Raw genomic sequence first — 18867 nt, 5'->3', positions numbered from 1 at the left:
GGCTCCTATCGCTTGTTCTTGCCAGTACGACGGCGACGAACGATGAGTTTGTCGCTCTCTTTGTTGGGGCGGCGGGTGCGGCCCTCGGGCTTGCCGTTCGGGTTGACCGGGTGGCGTCCACCGGAGGTCTTGCCTTCACCACCACCGTGCGGGTGGTCGACGGGGTTCATGACAACACCGCGGACGGTCGGGCGAACGCCCTTCCAGCGCATGCGGCCTGCCTTGCCCCAGTTGATGTTGGACTGCTCGGCGTTTCCGACCTCACCGATGGTGGCGCGGCAGCGCGCATCGACGTTGCGGATTTCACCGGAGGGCAGCCGCAGCTGGGCGAACTTGCCTTCCTTGGCGACGAGCTGAACGGAAGCTCCTGCGGAACGGGCCATCTTGGCACCGCCGCCGGGACGCAGCTCCACGGCGTGGATAACTGTACCCACGGGGATGTTGCGCAGCGGCAGGTTGTTGCCAGGCTTGATGTCCGCCGCGGGGCCGGCTTCAACAAAGTCGCCCTGCTTGAGCTTGTTCGGCGCCACGATGTAACGCTTGGTGCCATCAACATAGTGCAGGAGGGCAATGCGCGCCGTGCGGTTGGGATCGTATTCGATCTCGGCCACTCGTGCGTTGACGCCATCCTTGTCGTGGCGACGGAAGTCAATCAGGCGGTACTGGCGCTTGTGGCCACCACCCTTGTGACGCGTCGTGATACGACCGGTGTTGTTGCGGCCACCCTTTTTGGGCAGGGGACGGACCAGAGACTTCTCCGGCGTCGACCGCGTGATTTCACTGAAGTCGGCAACGCTCGAGCCGCGACGGCCCGGGGTTGTCGGCTTGTATTTACGGATTCCCATAGTATATTTCCTCGTTAAAGTGGTCTCCGCTTAGGAAAGCGGACCGCCGAAGATGTCGATTGTGCCTTCTTTGAGGGAGACAATGGCGCGCTTGGTGTTCTTGCGCTGTCCCCATCCAAACTTGGTGCGCTTGCGCTTACCGGCACGGTTGATGGTGTTGATCGAGTCGACCTTGACGGAGAAGATTTTCTCCACGGCCAGCTTGATCTCGGTCTTGTTCGAGCGGGGGTCGACCAGGAAGGTGTACTTGCCTTCGTCGATCAAGCCGTAGCTCTTTTCCGAGACGACGGGTGCAAGCACGACGTCGCGCGGATCCTTGATGGTGACGGCGCTCACTTGGCGTCCTCCTCAATCGTCTGGGCAGCTTCGCCGCCGGCGGGAACAAAGCCTGCGGCCTTGGCTTCCTCAACGGTTGCGAACCATACCTCGGCCACAGTGGCGTCGTACCAGCGTGAGCCAGGCACGTGGTACTTCATGGAGTCCTTGTTGCCCTTGATGGTGCCTTCGGCAGCATCTGTGGAACCCAGGTCCTCGACCAGCACCAGGCTGGAGGCGAAGGCTTCGGAGGCGGCGCGCCCGGAGACGAAGATCTCGAAGGCTGCCTCGGTGAAGACAACGTCATCGGCAACGAGCACGTCGTAGGTGTTGAGCTGGTCAACGTACAGCACGTGGATGTTGGGGATGTTGCGGACGCTCAAGGCGGCAACGTCGTTGCTGCGCTCGATGACAACCAGCAGGTTCTTGCGCTCGGAAACCGCTGCAAGCGCTGCCTTGGCCGACCTGGTGGACGGCGTGGAGCCGGAAACCAGTTCGGAGACAACGTGGATGCGGTCGTTGCGTGCCCGGTCGGAGAGGGCGCCGCGCAGGGCTGCGGCCTTCATCTTCTTGGGGGTGCGCTGGCTGTAGTCGCGCGGTGTCGGACCGTGGACAATGCCACCGCCGGTCATGTGCGGGGCGCGGATGGAACCCTGGCGGGCGCGGCCGGTGCCCTTCTGGGCGAACGGCTTGCGGCCGGCACCGGAAACTTCGGCGCGGGTCTTGGTCTTGTGGGTACCCTGGCGTGCAGCGGCGAGCTGTGCGACGACGACCTGGTGCAGCAGCGGCACGTTGGTCTGGACGTCGAAGATCTCTGCAGGCAGGTCAACCTTTACAGTTGCCATTTACTTATGCTCCCTTCACGGCGGTGCGTACCAGGACGACCGAGCCGCGGGCGCCGGGGACGGCACCCTTGATCAGCAGCAGCGACTTCTCGGCGTCGACGCCGTGAACCGTCAGGTTCATGGTCGTGACACGCTCGGCGCCCATGCGGCCAGCCATGCGGACACCCTTGAAGACGCGGCCAGGGGTGGACGCGCCACCGATGGAACCGGGCTTGCGGTGGTTCTTGTGGGCACCGTGCGATGCCGGGGCGCCGTGGAAGCCGTGACGCTTCATGACACCGGCGAAGCCCTTGCCCTTGGAAGTGCCGACGACGTCGACCTTCTGGCCGGCTTCGAAGATCTCAACGGAGAGTTCCTGGCCGAGGGCATAGGAGTCGGCGTCTGCGGTGCGCAGTTCAACGACGTGGCGGCGGGGCGTGACGCCAGCCTTTTCAAAGTGACCAGCCAGCGGCTTGGTGACCTTGCGGGGATCGATCTGGCCGTAGCCGATCTGGAGGGCAACGTAGCCATCGACCTCTGCATTGCGCAGCTGGGTGACGACGTTGGAATCGGCCTGGACGACGGTTACAGGAACAAGCTTGTTGTTCTCGTCCCAGACCTGGGTCATGCCGAGCTTCGTGCCCAGGATGCCCTTAGTGTTGCGGATCGCGGTCATAGTTTCTCAGCACCTCCCTACAGTTTGATTTCGATGTTCACGTCGGCCGGCAGGTCGAGACGCATGAGCGAATCCACCGCCTTCGGCGTGGGGTCGATGATGTCGATCAGACGCTTGTGCGTGCGCATTTCAAAGTGCTCGCGGCTGTCCTTGTACTTGTGAGGCGAACGGATAACGCAGTACACGTTCTTCTCGGTGGGCAGCGGCACGGGGCCAACTACCGTTGCGCCTGCGCGCGTGACCGTCTCAACGATCTTCCGCGCTGAAACATCAATGACCTCGTGGTCATATGACTTCAGCCGGATGCGGATTTTTTGTCCCGCCATGGCGTCGTGACTCTCTTTCCTGTAACGAAGCATCCTAAAGGGAGCAATGCTGTTGACGTAAACGCTGTTTACTTTTCCTGTTGCACGGTGGCTGTGCCGCCACGCTTCCAACGAACTGAATCCGGACATTTCCGGGTTCCTCAATCCGCCGAAGCTCCGACCCCCGCGGTCGGGCGTGTCGCGAACTCGCCGCGCACGTACCCGCAATTATTTGCGAGGGTGGGTTATGTTTGGTCCTCAGCTTGGACCCTGCGTCGAGCATTATCTCGACCGGGACACGAAAAGGCACTTGAACAACTCAACTAGTATGCCGGAATCTGGCGGAAAACACCAACCGGAGGTGCATGCGCCCGGCGTCGCAGCCCCCTGGCGGGCGTCCGCCACCGTCCGCCACGGTGCGCCGCCGCGGCACCGGCGCGCATGGCACCGTGGATTCTGTGGGGAAGGTCACCTGGCCCAGGTGTCCATCGGGGAGCCGGCGGCGGCCGGCGCCGGGCCCGGCGTTATCCCGCGGATAACACCGGGGGGGAAATGAGTCGCGCTTGCCGTGTGGACACTGACGTCGGCACGGGCAAAGGTCAGCCCATGTCGGAGAGCGTCCCTGTGCCGCCCTGTCCCGCCCGATCAACACCATGGCATCGGTGACCGTTGCGCAGGGGCCGTGGGCCTGCAATGCCTGCGCCGTCACCCTGACCGGTGCGGCCCTGTAGCCGCTCGGGGGTGTCCATCCCCCCCAACAGGCACGAAAGGCCCCCAGCCGAAGCTGGGGGCCTTTCCATGTTGACCTAAGTCACTTGCAGCGCAAGCTACTTGATGATCTTGGTGACGCGGCCCGAACCAACGGTGCGGCCACCCTCGCGGATGGCGAAGCCGAGGCCCTCTTCCATGGCGATGGGCTGGATCAGCTCAACGGTCATTTCGGTGTTGTCGCCAGGCATGACCATTTCCGTGCCCTCGGGCAGGGTGATGACGCCGGTAACATCCGTGGTGCGGAAGTAGAACTGCGGGCGGTAGTTGGAGTAGAACGGGTTGTGGCGCCCACCCTCATCCTTGGCCAGGATGTAGACGTTGGCCTCGAAGTTCGTGTGCGGGGTGATGGAGCCCGGCTTCACGATGACCTGGCCACGCTCAACATCTTCGCGCTTGATACCGCGCAGCAGCAGGCCACAGTTCTCGCCGGCCCACGCCTCGTCGAGCTGCTTGTGGAACATCTCGATGCCGGTAACCGTGGTCTTCTGGACCGGACGGATGCCGACGATCTCGACCTCGGAGTTGATCTTGAGGGTTCCACGCTCGGCGCGGCCCGTCACAACGGTGCCACGGCCCGTGATGGTGAAGACATCTTCAACCGGCATCAGGAACGGCTTGTCCTTGTCGCGGATCGGGTCCGGAACGTGGTTGTCAACGGCGTCCATGAGCTCCTCAACGGACTTGACCCACTTGGGGTCGCCTTCCAGTGCCTTCAGGCCGGAGACCCGGATAACCGGTGCCTCGTCGCCGTCGAAGCCCTGCGAGGAGAGGAGTTCACGAACTTCCATTTCGACCAGGTCGAGGAGTTCTTCATCGTCAACCATGTCCGACTTGTTCAGTGCAACCAGCAGGTAGGGGACGCCCACCTGGCGGGCCAGCAGAACGTGCTCGCGGGTCTGGGCCATCGGGCCGTCAGTCGCGGCAACCACCAGGATTGCGCCGTCCATCTGGGCGGCACCGGTGATCATGTTCTTGATGTAGTCAGCGTGGCCGGGAGCGTCAACGTGTGCGTAGTGGCGCTTCTCGGTCTGGTACTCAACGTGGGAGATGTTGATCGTAATGCCGCGCTGCTTCTCCTCGGGGGCCGAGTCGATGGAGCTGAAATCACGCTGCTCGTTAAGTGTGGGGTACTTGTCGTAAAGTACCTTGGAAATGGCAGCCGTCAACGTCGTTTTTCCATGGTCAACGTGACCGATGGTGCCGATGTTAACGTGCGGCTTAGTCCGCTCGAACTTTGCCTTCGCCACGGGTTCCTCCTAGAACGTTTTCAGTTGACTTACTCTCGGCGACGCTTTTCGTCACCGAAATCGATAGCAAGTCTACTGGGGGCTTTTGATATTTAAGAAATTACTGCTTGGCCCAGGTCCGTATCCGCATTCAGTGCCGGACGGACCCAGGCAAAAGTGCGGTTATTCGCCGCGGGCCTTCTGGATGATCTCGTCGGCAACTGCCCTCGGGACCTCAGAGTAGCTGTCAAACTTCATCGAGTACACGGCGCGGCCCTGGGTCTTGGAACGCAGGTCGCCAATGTAGCCGAACATGCCGGACAGGGGCACAAGGGCACGAATGACCTTGACGCCGCTGGCGTCCTCCATGGACTGCATCTGGCCGCGGCGGGAGTTGATGTCACCGATGACTTCACCCATGTATTCCTCAGGGGTGCGGACTTCAACTTCCATCAGCGGTTCGAGCAGGACCGGGTTGGCCATCCGGGCGGCTTCCTTGAACGCCATGCGACCGGCGATCTTGAAGGCCATTTCGGATGAGTCAACATCGTGGGACGCACCGTCGAGCAGCGTGGCCTTGATGCCAACCATCGGGTAGCCGGCCAGCACGCCGTCAGGCATGGCGGACTGGATGCCCTGGTCAACGCTGGGGATGTATTCACGGGGAACACGGCCACCGGTGACCTTGTTGGAGAACTCGTACATGGCACCTTCGGCGGTATCCAACGGCTCAATGCCGATCTGGATCTTGGCGAACTGACCTGAACCACCGGTCTGCTTCTTGTGCGTGTAGTCGTACTTGGGGACGGCGCGCTTGATGGTTTCGCGGTACGCAACCTGAGGCTTGCCAACGTTGGCTTCGACGTTGAACTCGCGGCGCATGCGGTCCACCAGGATGTCCAGGTGGAGCTCGCCCATGCCGCCAATTTCAGTCTGGCCGGTGTCTTCGTTGAGGTTGACGGTGAACGTCGGGTCCTCAGCGGAGAGTTTCTGGATGGCCGTGGACAGCTTCTCCTGGTCGCCCTTGGTCTTCGGCTCAATGGCAACGAAGATCACGGGCTCGGGGAAGGTCATCGACTCAAGGACGATCGGGTGTGCAGGGTCGCACAAGGTGTCACCGGTGGTGGTGTCCTTGAGGCCGATCACGGCGTAGATGTGGCCCGCGTGGATCTCGTCCACCGGCATTTCCTTGTTGGCATGCATCTGGAACAGCTTGCCGATGCGTTCCTTCTTCTGCTTGGTCGAGTTCAGCAGCTGCGTTCCGTTGGTTGCCCGGCCGGAATACACGCGAATGAAGTTCAACTGACCGAAGAACGGGTGCGTGGCGATCTTGAAGGCCAGCGCCGAGAACGGTTCCGTCTCGCTCGGCTCGCGCTTGATCTCCACGGACTCGTCCTTGGGATCGTGGCCCACCATGGCACCGACGTCCAGCGGGTTGGGCAGGTAGTCGATGACGGCGTCGAGCATGGGCTGCACGCCGCGGTTCTTGAAGGCAGAACCGCAGAAGACGGGGTAGATCTCCGAATTTACGGTCAGCTTGCGAATGCCGGCCTTCAGCTCCTCGATGGAAGGCTCTTCGCCCTCGAGGTACTTCTCCATGAGCTCTTCGGAAGACTCGGCAGCGGCCTCGACGAGGGCTGCACGGTACTCTTCAGCCTTTTCCTGCAGATCCGCGGGGATCTCCTGGATCTCGTAGGCGGCACCCATGGTGACGTCACCCTTGGAGTCGCCAGCCCAGACCAAGGCCTTCATGGTCAACAGGTCCACGACGCCGGTGAATTCGCTCTCGACGCCGATCGGCAGCTGCATGACCAGCGGCTTGGCGCCGAGGCGGTTGATGATGGTGTCGACGGTGAAGTAGAAGTCGGCGCCCAGTTTGTCCATCTTGTTGACGAAGCAGATGCGCGGAACGTTGTACTTGTCGGCCTGGCGCCAGACAGTCTCGGATTGCGGCTCCACGCCCTCCTTGCCGTCAAAGACGGCGACGGCGCCGTCGAGCACACGCAGGGAGCGCTCAACCTCAACCGTGAAGTCAACGTGGCCGGGGGTGTCAATGATGTTGATCTGGTTGTTGTTCCAGAAGCAGGTCACCGCGGCGGAGGTGATGGTGATGCCGCGTTCCTTCTCCTGTTCCATCCAGTCGGTCGTCGAGGCACCGTCGTGCGTTTCGCCGAGCTTGTGGTTCACACCCGTGTAGAAGAGGATGCGCTCAGTAGTAGTGGTCTTGCCGGCGTCAATGTGGGCCATGATGCCGATGTTGCGGACCTTGTTAAGGTCGGTAAGCACGTCCTGTGCCACGGTTTCTCCCTTTTCTAGAGATGAGCTTGCGGACGGTTCCCTGCGGCGCCTCGGGCGCCGGGAACCGCCCTCACGGCTCTAGTTACCAGCGGTAATGGGCGAATGCCTTGTTGGACTCGGCCATCTTGTGGGTATCTTCGCGACGCTTGACAGCGGCACCAAGGCCGTTCGAGGCATCCAGAACCTCGTTGCGCAGGCGCTCGGTCATGGTCTTTTCGCGGCGGGCTTTCGAGTAGCCGACCAGCCAGCGCAGGGCAAGGGCGGTCTGACGCCCGGGCTTGACCTCAACCGGAACCTGGTAGGTGGCGCCACCAACGCGGCGGGACTTCACCTCAAGGCTCGGCTTGATGTTCTCCATGGCCTTCTTCAGGGCGGCAACGGGGTCGCTGCCCGTCTTCTCACGGACACCCTCGAGGGCACCGTAAACGATGCGCTCCGCGGTGGACTTCTTGCCGTCGACCAGAACCTTGTTGATCAGCTGCGTGACCAGGGGGGAACCGTATACGGGATCTACAACTAGCGGCCGCTTGGGGGCCGGACCCTTGCGAGGCATATTACTTCTTCTCCATCTTTGCACCGTAGCGGCTGCGGGCCTGCTTGCGGTTCTTGACGCCCTGGGTATCCAACGCGCCGCGGACGATCTTGTAGCGAACACCGGGAAGGTCCTTCACACGGCCTCCGCGCACGAGCACGATGGAGTGCTCCTGCAGGTTGTGGCCCACGCCGGGAATGTAGGCGGTGACTTCCACGCCGCCGTTGAGGCGGACACGGGCAACCTTGCGCAGGGCCGAGTTCGGCTTCTTCGGGGTGGTGGTGTAGACGCGGGTGCAAACGCCGCGTCGCATGGGGCTGCCCTTCAGTGCGGGAGCCTTGGTCTTGGTGACCTTGGGTGTCCGGCCCTTGCGGACCAGCTGGTTAATCGTAGGCACTTTCGTGTTCTCCGTTGTTTTCTCGAGATGCTCTCGTGTCGCTCCCCCTGCCGGCGTGCGCCAGGGATGAGCCGTTTACTGGTAGTCGCAGACTCGGCGACTTCACAGCGCCTAGGCATGCAAAAATGTGGCATTCGCTGTACAAGAACCGTACAACCCGGACCCGCGAACCGTTTCCCCTGGAATTCCCGAGAAACTGGAATTCCCGCAAAACGGGCGCTCTTATCCACTGCCACACTAACAATTAACACCCACTCTAGCATGGCGGGGACCGGGGCTCCCAATCGACGCCCGCATCCGTCGGAGGGTGCCTCAAGGTGGCCGCGAGCTGCTTCCCGCGGGCCTCGGGATGTCCGGGGCTTACGCCAGGTAGGCATGCTGTTTGTTAAGGCACGACGGCGGTGGGTCACCTTTCAAAGGTGGCCCACCGCCCGCATCAACAGCTGGTCGTGTCAGCCGCTGAAGTTGGTGCCCAGGTCGTAGTCATCCAGGGGGATGGCCCGGAACTCGGCGCCAAGATCGCCCACGCCGCCCACGTAGTCAAAGTCGCTGAACGCGCTCGGACCGGTGAACAGGTTGGCCTTGGCCTCTTCGGTCGGCTCCACCGTGACGTTGGTGTAGCGCGGCAGACCCGTACCGGCCGGGATCAGCTTGCCGATGATGACGTTCTCCTTCAGGCCCAGCAGCGGGTCCGACTTGCCTTCCATGGCCGCCTGCGTCAGGACGCGGGTGGTTTCCTGGAAGGAAGCGGCGGAGAGCCAGGACTCGGTGGCGAGCGAGGCCTTGGTGATGCCCATGAGCTCGTTACGGCCCGACGCCGGCTTCTTGCCCTCGGACACCACGCGACGGTTTTCCGTCTCGAAGCGGCCGCGCTCGGCGAGCTCGCCGGGCAGCAGGTTGGAGTCGCCGGACTCGATGACCGTCACGCGGCGGAGCATCTGGCGCACAATGACCTCCACGTGCTTGTCGTGGATGCCCACGCCCTGGCTGCGGTACACGCCCTGGACTTCCTCCACGAGGTGCTTCTGGGCGGCACGCGGGCCGAGGATGCGCAGGACCTGCTTGGGGTCGACGGCACCGACGATCAGCTTCTGCCCAACCACCACGTGCTCGCCGTCCGCAACCAGCAGGCGTGCGCGGCGCAGGACCGGGTAGGCGATCTCTTCGGTTCCGTCGTCCGGGGTCAGGATCAGGCGCATGGTGCGTTCGGACTCATCAATGTTGATGCGTCCGGCAGCTTCCGCGATCGGGGCCACACCCTTGGGGGTGCGGGCCTCGAACAGCTCCTGGATGCGGGGCAGGCCCTGGGTGATGTCCTCGCCGCGGCCGGCCGAAACGGCACCACCGGTGTGGAAGGTACGCATGGTCAGCTGCGTGCCGGGCTCACCGATGGACTGTGCGGCAATGATGCCCACGGCCTCACCAATGTCAACGGTCTTGCCGGTAGCCAGGGAACGGCCGTAGCAAAGGGCGCAGGTGCCCACCGTGGACTCGCAGGTCAGCACGGAGCGGACCTTGATCTCCTCGATGCCCGCTGCGAACAGCTTGGCAATGAGGACGTCGCCGACGTCATCGCCGGCAGTTGCCAGCACGGCGCCGGAGGAATCCACCACGTCGGCGGCCAAGGTGCGCGCGTAGACGCTGTTCTCGACTTCCTCGTGCAGCTTGATTTCGCCGGTTTCGGTGACCACCGCGATGGGCAGGGTCAGCCCGCGCTCGGTGCCACAGTCGTCTTCCCGAACAATGACATCCTGCGAGACGTCCACCAGGCGGCGCGTCAGGTAGCCCGAGTTTGCCGTACGGAGGGCCGTGTCGGCCAGGCCCTTGCGGGCACCGTGCGTGGCGATGAAGTATTCCAAGACCGACAGGCCCTCACGGTAGGAGGACTTGATCGGGCGGGGAATGATTTCACCCTTCGGGTTGGCCACCAGGCCGCGGATGCCCGCAATCTGGCGGACCTGCATCCAGTTACCACGGGCACCGGAGGACACCATGCGGTTGATCGTGTTGGACGCGGACAGGGAGGCCCGCATCGCGTCGGCGATCTCGTTCGTGGCCTGGTTCCAGATGTCGATGAGCTCCTGGCGGCGCTCGTCGTCGGCGATCAGGCCCTTGTCGAACTGGGCCTGGACCTTGGCGGCCTTGACCTCGTAGCCTTCCAGGATGGCCGGCTTGGCCTTGGGCACCTCGATGTCCGAGATGGCAACGGTGATGCCCGAGCGGGTGGCCCAGTAGAAGCCGGCATCCTTCAGGTTGTCCAGCGTCGCCGCCACAACAACCTTGGGGTAGCGCTCCGCAAGGTCGTTGACGATCTCGGACAGCTGGCCCTTGTCGGCAACCTTTTCCACCCACGGGTAGTCGGCGGGCAGGGTCTCGTTGAAGATGACCTGTCCGAGCGACGTCGCCACGATGGCCGGCTGGCCAACTTCCCAGCCCTCGGGGGCTTCCCAGCCCGCATACGGCACAAAGTTGTCCAGGCGGATCTTGACCTGCGAGTTAAGGTGCAGCTCGCCGGCGTCGTGCGCCATGACGGCCTCGGCCGGGGTGGAGAAGATCCGGCCCTCGCCCACGGCGCCGATGCGCTTGGTGGTCAGGTGGTACAGGCCGATGATCATGTCCTGCGACGGCAGGGTGACCGGGCGGCCGTCCGAAGGCTTCAGGATGTTGTTGCTGGAGAGCATCAGGATGCGGGCCTCGGCCTGCGCTTCGGGGCTCAGCGGCAGGTGCACTGCCATCTGGTCGCCGTCGAAGTCGGCGTTGAAGGCGCCACAAACCAGCGGGTGAAGCTGGATGGCCTTGCCTTCAACAAGCTGGGGCTCGAACGCCTGGATGCCCAGGCGGTGCAGGGTTGGTGCGCGGTTCAGCAGCACCGGGTGCTCGGTGATGATCTCTTCGAGAACATCCCACACCTGGGGACGGAAACGCTCCACCATGCGCTTGGCGCTCTTGATGTTCTGCGCGTGGTTGAGGTCGACCAGGCGCTTCATCACGAACGGCTTGAAGAGTTCCAGGGCCATCTGCTTGGGCAGGCCGCACTGGTGCAGCTTCAGCTGCGGGCCGACAACGATCACTGAACGGCCGGAGTAGTCCACGCGCTTGCCCAGGAGGTTCTGGCGGAAGCGCCCCTGCTTGCCCTTGAGCATGTCGGAGAGCGACTTCAGCGGGCGGTTGCCCGGCCCGGTGACCGGGCGGCCGCGGCGGCCGTTGTCAAACAGGGAGTCAACGGCTTCCTGCAGCATGCGCTTCTCGTTGTTGACGATGATCTCCGGGGCACCCAGGTCAAGCAGCCGCTTGAGGCGGTTGTTGCGGTTGATCACGCGGCGGTAGAGGTCGTTCAGGTCCGAGGTGGCGAAACGGCCACCGTCGAGCTGGACCATGGGGCGCAGTTCCGGCGGGATCACCGGGACGGCGTCCAGCACCATGCCCAGCGGGCTGTTGTTGGTGGTCAGGAACGCGTTGACAACCTTCAGGCGCTTCAGGGCCCGCGTCTTGCGCTGGCCCTTGCCGTTCTGGATGATGTCGCGCAGGATCTCCGCCTCACCGGCCATGTCAAAGTTCTCAAGGCGCTTCTTGATCGCCTCGGCGCCCATGGAGCCCTCGAAGAACATGCCATAGCGGTCGCGCAGTTCGCGGTACAGGGCCTCGTCGCCTTCGAGGTCGGCAACCTTCAGGCCCTTGAAGCGGTCCCACACCTGCTCGAGGCGGTCGATGTCCGCATCCGCGCGCTTGCGCACATTGGCCATCTGGCGGTCCGCGGAGTCGCGGGCCTTCTTCTTGTCGGCTGCCTTGGCACCCTCGCCCTCGAGGCGCGCAATCTCGTTTTCGAGGTCGCGGGCGATCGTGGCGATGTCGGAGTCGCGCGTGTCAACCATGCGCTTCTTCTCCAGATCGTGTTCGGTCTGGAGGTTCGGCAGCTCGGCGTGGCGGGCGTCGTCGTCCACGCTCGTGATCATGTAGGCGGCGAAGTAGATGACCTTTTCAAGGTCCTTCGGCGCCAGGTCCAGCAGGTAGCCCAGGCGCGACGGAACGCCCTTGAAGTACCAGATGTGGGTGACGGGGGCGGCGAGCTCGATGTGGCCCATCCGCTCGCGGCGCACCTTGGCACGGGTGACCTCAACGCCACACCGCTCGCAGATGATGCCCTTGAAGCGGACGCGCTTGTACTTGCCGCAGTAGCATTCCCAGTCGCGGGACGGGCCGAAGATCTTCTCGCAGAAGAGGCCGTCCTTCTCGGGCTTGAGCGTGCGGTAATTGATGGTTTCCGGCTTCTTGACTTCGCCGTGGGACCAGTCGCGAATATCAGTCGCGGTGGCCAGGCCGATCTGCATGAGGCCGAAGGAGGATTCGCTGGACATAGGGGTCCTGTTCTCTCTAATTCTCTAAGTCTGAATGTCTAGGCGGGTACGGGAGGAAGCGAGAGGTGCGACGGCGGCACGGCTGGGTGCCGCCGTCCTCTCCTACTAGACTTCTTCGACAGAGTTCGGCTCGGCCCGTGACAGGTCGATGCCCAGCTCCTCCGCGGCCCGGAAGACTTCTTCATCCGAGTCACGCATCTCAATCGTGGTTCCGTCGGTGGAAAGGACTTCCACGTTCAGGCACAGCGACTGCATTTCCTTGATGAGAACCTTGAAGGACTCGGGGATGCCCGGCTCCGGAATGTTCTCGCCCTTGACGATCGCCTCGTAAACCTTCACGCGGCCGTGAATGTCGTCGGACTTGATCGTGAGCAGTTCCTGCAGCGTGTAAGCCGCACCGTAGGCCTCCAGGGCCCACACTTCCATCTCACCGAAGCGCTGGCCGCCGAACTGGGCCTTACCGCCCAGGGGCTGCTGGGTGATCATGGAGTACGGGCCGGTGGAGCGGGCATGGATCTTGTCATCCACCAGGTGGTGGAGCTTGAGGATGTACATGTAGCCCACGGACACCGGGTCCGGGAAGGGCTCGCCGGAGCGGCCGTCAAACAGGCGGGTCTTGCCGGAGGAGTCGATCAGGCGGTCGCCGTCGCGGGTCACGTTCGTGGAGTCGAGCAGGCCGGTGATTTCCTCTTCACGGGCACCGTCGAACACGGGGGTCGCAACCTTGGTCTGGCCGATTTCACGCGGCAGGTTCGGGAGCTTCTGCACCCATTCCGGCTCGCCTTCAATCTTCCAGCCGGTCTTGGCAACCCAGCCGAGGTGCGTTTCAAGCACCTGGCCCACGTTCATGCGTCCCGGAACACCCAGCGGGTTCAGGACGATGTCGACGGGGGTTCCGTCGGCCAGGAACGGCATGTCCTCGATCGGCAGGATCTTGGAGATGACACCCTTGTTGCCGTGGCGGCCGGCAAGCTTGTCACCATCGGTGATCTTGCGCTTGTTGGCCACGTACACGCGGACCAGCTGGTTCACGCCGGGGGGCAGGTCGTCGTCGGAGTCGCGGTCAAAGACCCGGACGCCGATGACGGTGCCCGACTCGCCGTGGGGAACCTTCAATGAGGTGTCGCGGACCTCGCGGCTCTTCTCGCCGAAGATGGCACGGAGCAGGCGTTCCTCCGGGGTCAGCTCGGTTTCACCCTTGGGGGTGACCTTGCCAACCAGGATGTCGCCGGCCTCTACCTCTGCACCGATGTGGATGATGCCGCGCTCGTCCAGGCCGGCCAGGATTTCCTCGGAAACGTTCGGGATGTCCCGGGTGATTTCCTCGGCACCGAGCTTGGTGTCGCGGGCGTCGATCTCGTGCTCTTCGATGTGGATCGAGGAGAGCACGTCTTCGGCAACGATGCGCTGGGAGAGGATGATGGCATCCTCGTAGTTGTGTCCTTCCCAGGACATGAAGGCCACCAGGAGGTTCTTGCCCAGGGCGAGTTCGCCCATGTCCGTTGCCGGACCGTCGGCGATGATGCCGCCGACCTCCAGGCGCTGGCCCTCGGAGGCGAGGACACGCTGGTTGTAGGCGGTGCCCTGGTTGGAACGCTGGTACTTGGCGATCGGGTAGTTGGTTTCCGTGCCGTCGTCGTTCAGCATGACGACGATGTCGGCGGAGACCTCGGAGACCACGCCGGCCTTCTTGGCGATGACCACGTCGCCGGCGTCAACAGCCGTGGCGCGCTCCATGCCGGTGCCCACAAACGGGGCCTCGGACTGGACCAGCGGCACGGCCTGGCGCTGCATGTTCGCACCCATCAAGGCGCGGTTGGCGTCGTCGTGCTCCAGGAAGGGGATCAGGGCCGTGGCCACGGACACCATCTGGCGCGGGGAGACGTCCATGTACTCGACCTCGTCGGCCGGGATCAGGACGGGCTCGCCGCCACCGCCGCGCTGGCGGACCAGCACGGATTCCTCGGTGAAGTGGTTGTCGTCATCGAGCGGCGCGTTGGCCTGGGCGATGACAACGTCAACCTCGTCGTCGGCCGTCAGGTAGTCGACCTCGTCGGAGACGACGCCGTCCTTGACCCGGCGGTACGGGGTCTCAATGAAGCCGAACGGGTTGATGCGGCCGTAGGAGGCCAGGGACCCGATCAGGCCAATGTTCGGGCCTTCAGGGGTTTCAATGGGGCACATGCGCCCGTAGTGGGACGGGTGGACGTCACGGACTTCCATGCCGGCACGGTCGCGGGACAAGCCGCCCGGGCCCAGCGCGGAGAGACGGCGCTTGTGCGTCAGGCCGGCCAGCGGGTTGTTCTGGTCCATGAACTGCGAGAGCTGGGAGGTTCCGAAGAACTCCTTGATCGCGGCAACCACCGGGCGGATGTTGATCAGCGTCTGCGGCGTGATGGCCTCGACGTCCTGGGTGGTCATGCGCTCGCGCACAACGCGCTCCATGCGGGACAGGCCCGTGCGGACCTGGTTCTCGATGAGCTCGCCGACCGCGCGGATGCGGCGGTTGCCGAAGTGGTCGATGTCGTCCACGTCCACGCGGAGGTCAACCTCGGCGCCGTCGCGCTTGCCCTTGGTGGTCTTGCCGCCGGCGTGCAGGGTCACCAGGTACTTGATCATGGCGACGATGTCGTCCACGCTCAGCACGGAGGCTTCCGGGCTGCTCAGCGGCAGGTCAATGCCCAGCTTGCGGTTGATCTTGTAGCGGCCAACCTTGGCGAGGTCGTAGCGCTTGGCGTTGAAATACAGGTTGTGCAGCAGCGCGTCGGCGGCGTCAACGGTGGGCGGCTCGCCCGGGCGCAGCTTGCGATAGATGTCCAGCAGCGCGTCCTCGCGGCCCGTCGTGGCATCCTTTTCCAGCGTGGCGCGGATGGAGTCGAACTCGCCGAACTCCTCCAGGATCTGGCCTTCGGTCCAGCCCAGGGCCTTCAGCAGCACGGTGACGGACTGCTTGCGCTTTCGGTCAAGGCGCACGCCGACCTGGTCGCGCTTGTCAATTTCCAGCTCGAACCAGGCGCCGCGGGAGGGAATGATCTTGGCGGTGAAGATTTCCTTGTCGCTGGTCTTGTCCGCGGTGCGCTCAAAGTACGCGCCCGGGGAACGGACCAGCTGGGAGACAACCACACGCTCGGTGCCGTTGATGACAAACGTGCCCTTGTTGGTCATGAGCGGGAAATCGCCCATGAACACGGTCTGTTGCTTGATTTCACCCGTGAGGTTGTTCATGAATTCAGCCTTGACGTACAGCGGAGCGGCGTACGTGGCGTCGCGGTCCTTGCACTCGTCAACGGTGAACTTGGGGTCGGCGAACTCCGGTTCCGTGAAGGACAGGGACATGGTGCCCTGGAAGTCCTCAATCGGGGAGATCTCTTCGAAGATGTCAGACAGCCCGGACGTGACGGCCACGCTGTCATCCCCGGCATTCACGGCCGTTTCCATGCGGCCCTGCCAGCGCTCGTTGCCGACGAGCCAGTCAAAGCTCTCGGTCTGGAGTGCGAGCAGATTGGGCACGTCAAGGGGCTCGTGAATCTTGGCGAATGAGAGGCGACTCTTTGCACCGTCAGTGCTGTTTGAATCGATAGCGGTTGCAGCGTTATTTACTTTAGAGGTGCTCGAGGCGACCAAGAGGGATCCTTCCACAGACCTGCAGGCTTGTTCATGTGAACCCTCACCCGATTCGTCGATTGGTCATCAAACCAAGACGAACGCTGAACGGAAGTTGCAAAAACACCCGCCATGGGAGTTGAATCTTCCCAAGACGTGTGCGGTTCCAACCCAAGTCCGAAGCAAAGCCCACCGCTATATGAAGGCTGAAGGTAAAGAGGGATACGCAAAGAACTACACTACAGGCATATGGCCCGCGTGTCTAGCGCACGGTGCCCAAATGCGCAAGTATGGATGTTCCGCACCTCACACCCGCGAATGCCGGCGTCCCCCGGGAGGACGCCGTAACGGAAATTTCCGGCCCGCCCAAGCTGTTAGATTCAATTAGAGGCCCGGCGCAGGTCAAGGGTGACCCGCGCGGACAAATGTGTAAGGAGCGGCTGCCATGACAGCACAAGACAATGCGTCAAACGGGAAGAACTCAGTGGAAGTGGTGATCCTGGCCGGGGCACGCACCCCGCAGGGACGGCTGAACGGGCAGCTGGCGGGGTTCACCGCCGTCGAGCTTGGTGCCAAGGCCATCGCCGCCGCGCTGGAGCGCTCCGGCGTCGCGGCGGCGGACGTGGACCATGTCATCATGGGCCACGTGCTGCAGGCGGGCGCCGGCCAAAACCCGGCCCGCCAAAGCTCCGTGGGCGCCGGCATCGGCTGGAACGTGCCGGCCGTGACCATCAACAAGGTGTGCCTTTCCGGCCTGACGGCAGTGATCGACGCCGCCCGGATAATCCGCAGCGGCGACGCTGACGTGGTGGTGGCCGGTGGCCAGGAGTCGATGACGCAGGCTCCCCATGTCCTGCCGGGATCACGTCAGGGCTGGAGTTACGGCGCCGTCCAGGCCCTGGACGTGGCAGCCCACGACGGCTTGACCGACGCCTTCGACGGCGAGTCCATGGGCCTGTCCACGGAACGCGGCAACATCCGGCTGAACATCAGCCGCGCGGCCCAGGACGAGGTGGCCGCCGCTTCGCACCAAAGGGCCGCAGCCGCGCAGGAGGCAGGCATCTTCGACGGCGAGATCGTCCCGGTCACCGTGCCCCAGCGCAAGGGCGACCCCCTGGTCCTCAACCGCGACGAGGGCATCCGTCCCCAGACCACGCTAGAGTCCCTCGCCCCGCTGCGCCCGGCGTTCTCCGCCGATGGCGCCATCACGGCCGGCAACTCGTCCCCCTTGTCCGACGGCGCAGCCGCCATGGTACTGACCAGCCGGTCCTACGCGGAGGCCCACGGCCTGCGCTGGCTGGCGGCGGTCGGCGCGCCGGGCCAGGTGGCCGGACCGGACAACTCGCTGCATTCGCAGCCCTCGCATGCCATCCAGAGCGCGCTGAAGAAGGCCGGGTGGAGCAGCGAGGAACTGGACTTCATCGAGATCAACGAGGCCTTCGGGTCCGTGGCCGTCCAGTCGCTGCAGGACCTGGACTACCCGCTGGCAAAGTGCAACATTCACGGCGGGGCCATCGCCCTGGGCCACCCCATCGGCACCTCCGGGGCGCGGCTGGCCCTGCATGCCGCCCTTGAACTGGACCGGCGCGGATCCGGCCGGGCCGCCGTGGCGCTGTGCGGCGGCGGGGGGCAGGGCGAGGCGCTGCTGCTGTACCGGAACGCCGAGTGAGCCCGACGGACCCGGATGGGGAGGCGACCGGCCGTTCCCGGGTGGCTGCCGACGCGGCCGCCCGGGGTCTGGCGGTGGAAATCATCCCCCGCCCGGCCGCCGGGTCGCTGGCCGAGGCAGCCGCGCTGATTGGGGTGGAACCGTCGGACATCGTGAAGTCCCTGGTGGTCAAGCGCAGCGACGGCACCTTCCTGTTCGCCCTGGTCCCGGGGGGCCGGTCCATCTCCTGGCCCAAGCTGCGCTCCGCGGTCGGCGTGAACAAGCTCCAATTGCCCAAGCCCGACGCCGCCCTGGCCGCAACCGGCTATGAGCGCGGCACCATCACGCCCTTGGGAAGCACGACGCCGTGGCCCGTGTTTGTGGACGAAACCGTAGCCGGGCGCCGCGTGGCCCTGGGTGCCGGCGAACACGGCTACAGCATGTTCGTTGAGGCGGACGCCCTCATATCCGCCCTCGACGCCACCGTGGCGGACATTTCCGTCCCGGAGTAGCGGCGGCGGCCCGCGGCTCCGGGGCCTTCTGCGGCCACGGTGCCGCTTGCGTGATCCACCAGTAACATCCGCCCGGTCGAGCAACCGGAAATCGCGCAGTCCCCACACCTGTAGTGCCACGTCCTCCACGACGGTCCAGCCTGCCTTCCCGACGCGGACGCGCTCGTCCCCGAGATGGTCGGTCACCGGCGTGAGTTCCACGGCGGCGACCAGGTCCGCAGGAAGGTTTTCACAACCGAGCGGTGCGGACATCGGCCGGTATTTCGGCTGACAAAGGTTCACGCAATCGTGCCCCGATTGCCGCCTGATCTCGAGCTCCTGCGGGAGCGTCGGCCCAAACACCCCCACTCCTGCGGGAGCGTCGGCCCAAACACCCCCACTCCTGCGGGAGCGTCGGCCCAAACACCCCCACTCCTGCGGGAGCGTCGGCCCAAACACCCCCACTCCTGCGGGAGCGTCGGTTGCTCCCGGGATCGAGTAGGAGGGGCGGGTTTCCCGCCCCTCCTCTCACACCACCGTACGTGCGGGCCTCGCATACGGCGGTTCGCTAGGTCGTTGAG

General features: G+C 64.1%; 13 protein-coding genes and 1 pseudogene. 2 read left to right on the top strand and 12 right to left on the bottom strand.

Features of this window, described 5'->3' with window-relative positions; genetic code table 11:
* Positions 1-5: 5 nt before the first annotated feature.
* The 12 genes and pseudogenes from rplB to rpoB form a co-directional block, all read right to left on the bottom strand.
* On the bottom strand, positions 6-845 hold the full coding sequence (gene rplB / locus G6034_RS18000; RefSeq protein WP_176636482.1) for a 50S ribosomal protein L2: 840 nt from the start codon (positions 843-845) through the stop codon (positions 6-8).
* 30 nt (positions 846-875) lie between these two features.
* Complete coding sequence (gene rplW / locus G6034_RS17995) at positions 876-1181, bottom strand: 50S ribosomal protein L23 (RefSeq protein ID WP_110501053.1); 306 nt, start codon at positions 1179-1181, stop codon at positions 876-878.
* Positions 1178-1342: a sunset domain-containing protein gene (locus tag G6034_RS20535; RefSeq protein ID WP_444529819.1), complete on the bottom strand. Its 165-nt coding sequence runs from the start codon at positions 1340-1342 to the stop codon at positions 1178-1180. Before G6034_RS20535 ends, rplW begins: the two co-directional genes overlap by 4 nt.
* 6 nt (positions 1343-1348) lie before the next feature.
* Positions 1349-2005: pseudogene (rplD, locus tag G6034_RS17990) on the bottom strand (50S ribosomal protein L4); the annotation flags it as partial.
* A gap of 4 nt (positions 2006-2009) precedes the next feature.
* Entirely contained in the window at positions 2010-2660 is a 651-nt protein-coding gene (rplC, locus tag G6034_RS17985) for a 50S ribosomal protein L3 (protein WP_176636480.1), read from the bottom strand.
* 17 nt (positions 2661-2677) lie between these two features.
* Positions 2678-2986 (bottom strand): 30S ribosomal protein S10, encoded by a 309-nt coding sequence (gene rpsJ, locus G6034_RS17980; protein WP_003803825.1) that lies wholly within the window; start codon positions 2984-2986, stop codon positions 2678-2680.
* An 806-nt stretch (positions 2987-3792) separates the two neighbouring features.
* Positions 3793-4983, bottom strand: coding sequence for an elongation factor Tu (gene tuf / locus G6034_RS17975; RefSeq protein ID WP_176636479.1), 1191 nt, complete (start codon positions 4981-4983; stop codon positions 3793-3795).
* 162 nt (positions 4984-5145) lie between these two features.
* Positions 5146-7260 (bottom strand): elongation factor G, encoded by a 2115-nt coding sequence (gene fusA, locus G6034_RS17970; RefSeq protein ID WP_176636478.1) that lies wholly within the window; start codon positions 7258-7260, stop codon positions 5146-5148.
* An 82-nt stretch (positions 7261-7342) separates the two neighbouring features.
* The gene (rpsG, locus tag G6034_RS17965) at positions 7343-7813 is read right to left on the bottom strand and encodes a 30S ribosomal protein S7 (RefSeq protein WP_062007566.1); all 471 of its coding nucleotides are present in this window, start codon (positions 7811-7813) and stop codon (positions 7343-7345) included.
* Position 7814: 1 nt separating this feature from the next.
* Positions 7815-8189 carry a 30S ribosomal protein S12 gene (gene rpsL, locus G6034_RS17960; RefSeq protein WP_038464715.1) on the bottom strand — a complete coding sequence of 125 codons (375 nt, stop codon included), beginning with the start codon at positions 8187-8189 and terminating at the stop codon, positions 7815-7817.
* 452 nt (positions 8190-8641) lie between these two features.
* The gene (locus tag G6034_RS17955; protein ID WP_176636477.1) at positions 8642-12544 is read right to left on the bottom strand and encodes a DNA-directed RNA polymerase subunit beta'; all 3903 of its coding nucleotides are present in this window, start codon (positions 12542-12544) and stop codon (positions 8642-8644) included.
* 105 nt (positions 12545-12649) lie between these two features.
* A complete protein-coding gene (rpoB, locus tag G6034_RS17950; protein WP_176636476.1) occupies positions 12650-16168 on the bottom strand; it encodes a DNA-directed RNA polymerase subunit beta in 3519 nt (1172 codons plus the stop codon).
* Between the two features lie 424 nt (positions 16169-16592).
* Between rpoB and G6034_RS17945 the strand changes: the two genes are divergently transcribed.
* Both G6034_RS17945 and G6034_RS17940 read left to right on the top strand, forming a co-directional pair.
* Entirely contained in the window at positions 16593-17816 is a 1224-nt protein-coding gene (locus G6034_RS17945; protein ID WP_176636475.1) for an acetyl-CoA C-acetyltransferase, read from the top strand.
* Complete coding sequence (locus tag G6034_RS17940; RefSeq protein WP_343038153.1) at positions 17813-18307, top strand: aminoacyl-tRNA deacylase; 495 nt, start codon at positions 17813-17815, stop codon at positions 18305-18307. Before G6034_RS17945 ends, G6034_RS17940 begins: the two co-directional genes overlap by 4 nt.
* Positions 18308-18867: the final 560 nt, after the last annotated feature.

Origin of the sequence: Arthrobacter wenxiniae (genome assembly GCF_013376105.1) — a bacterium.
Classification (GTDB): domain Bacteria; phylum Actinomycetota; class Actinomycetes; order Actinomycetales; family Micrococcaceae; genus Specibacter; species Specibacter wenxiniae.
The sequence above is the reverse complement of the archived record's forward strand: the minus strand, read 5'-3'. Positions and strand labels throughout refer to the sequence as shown.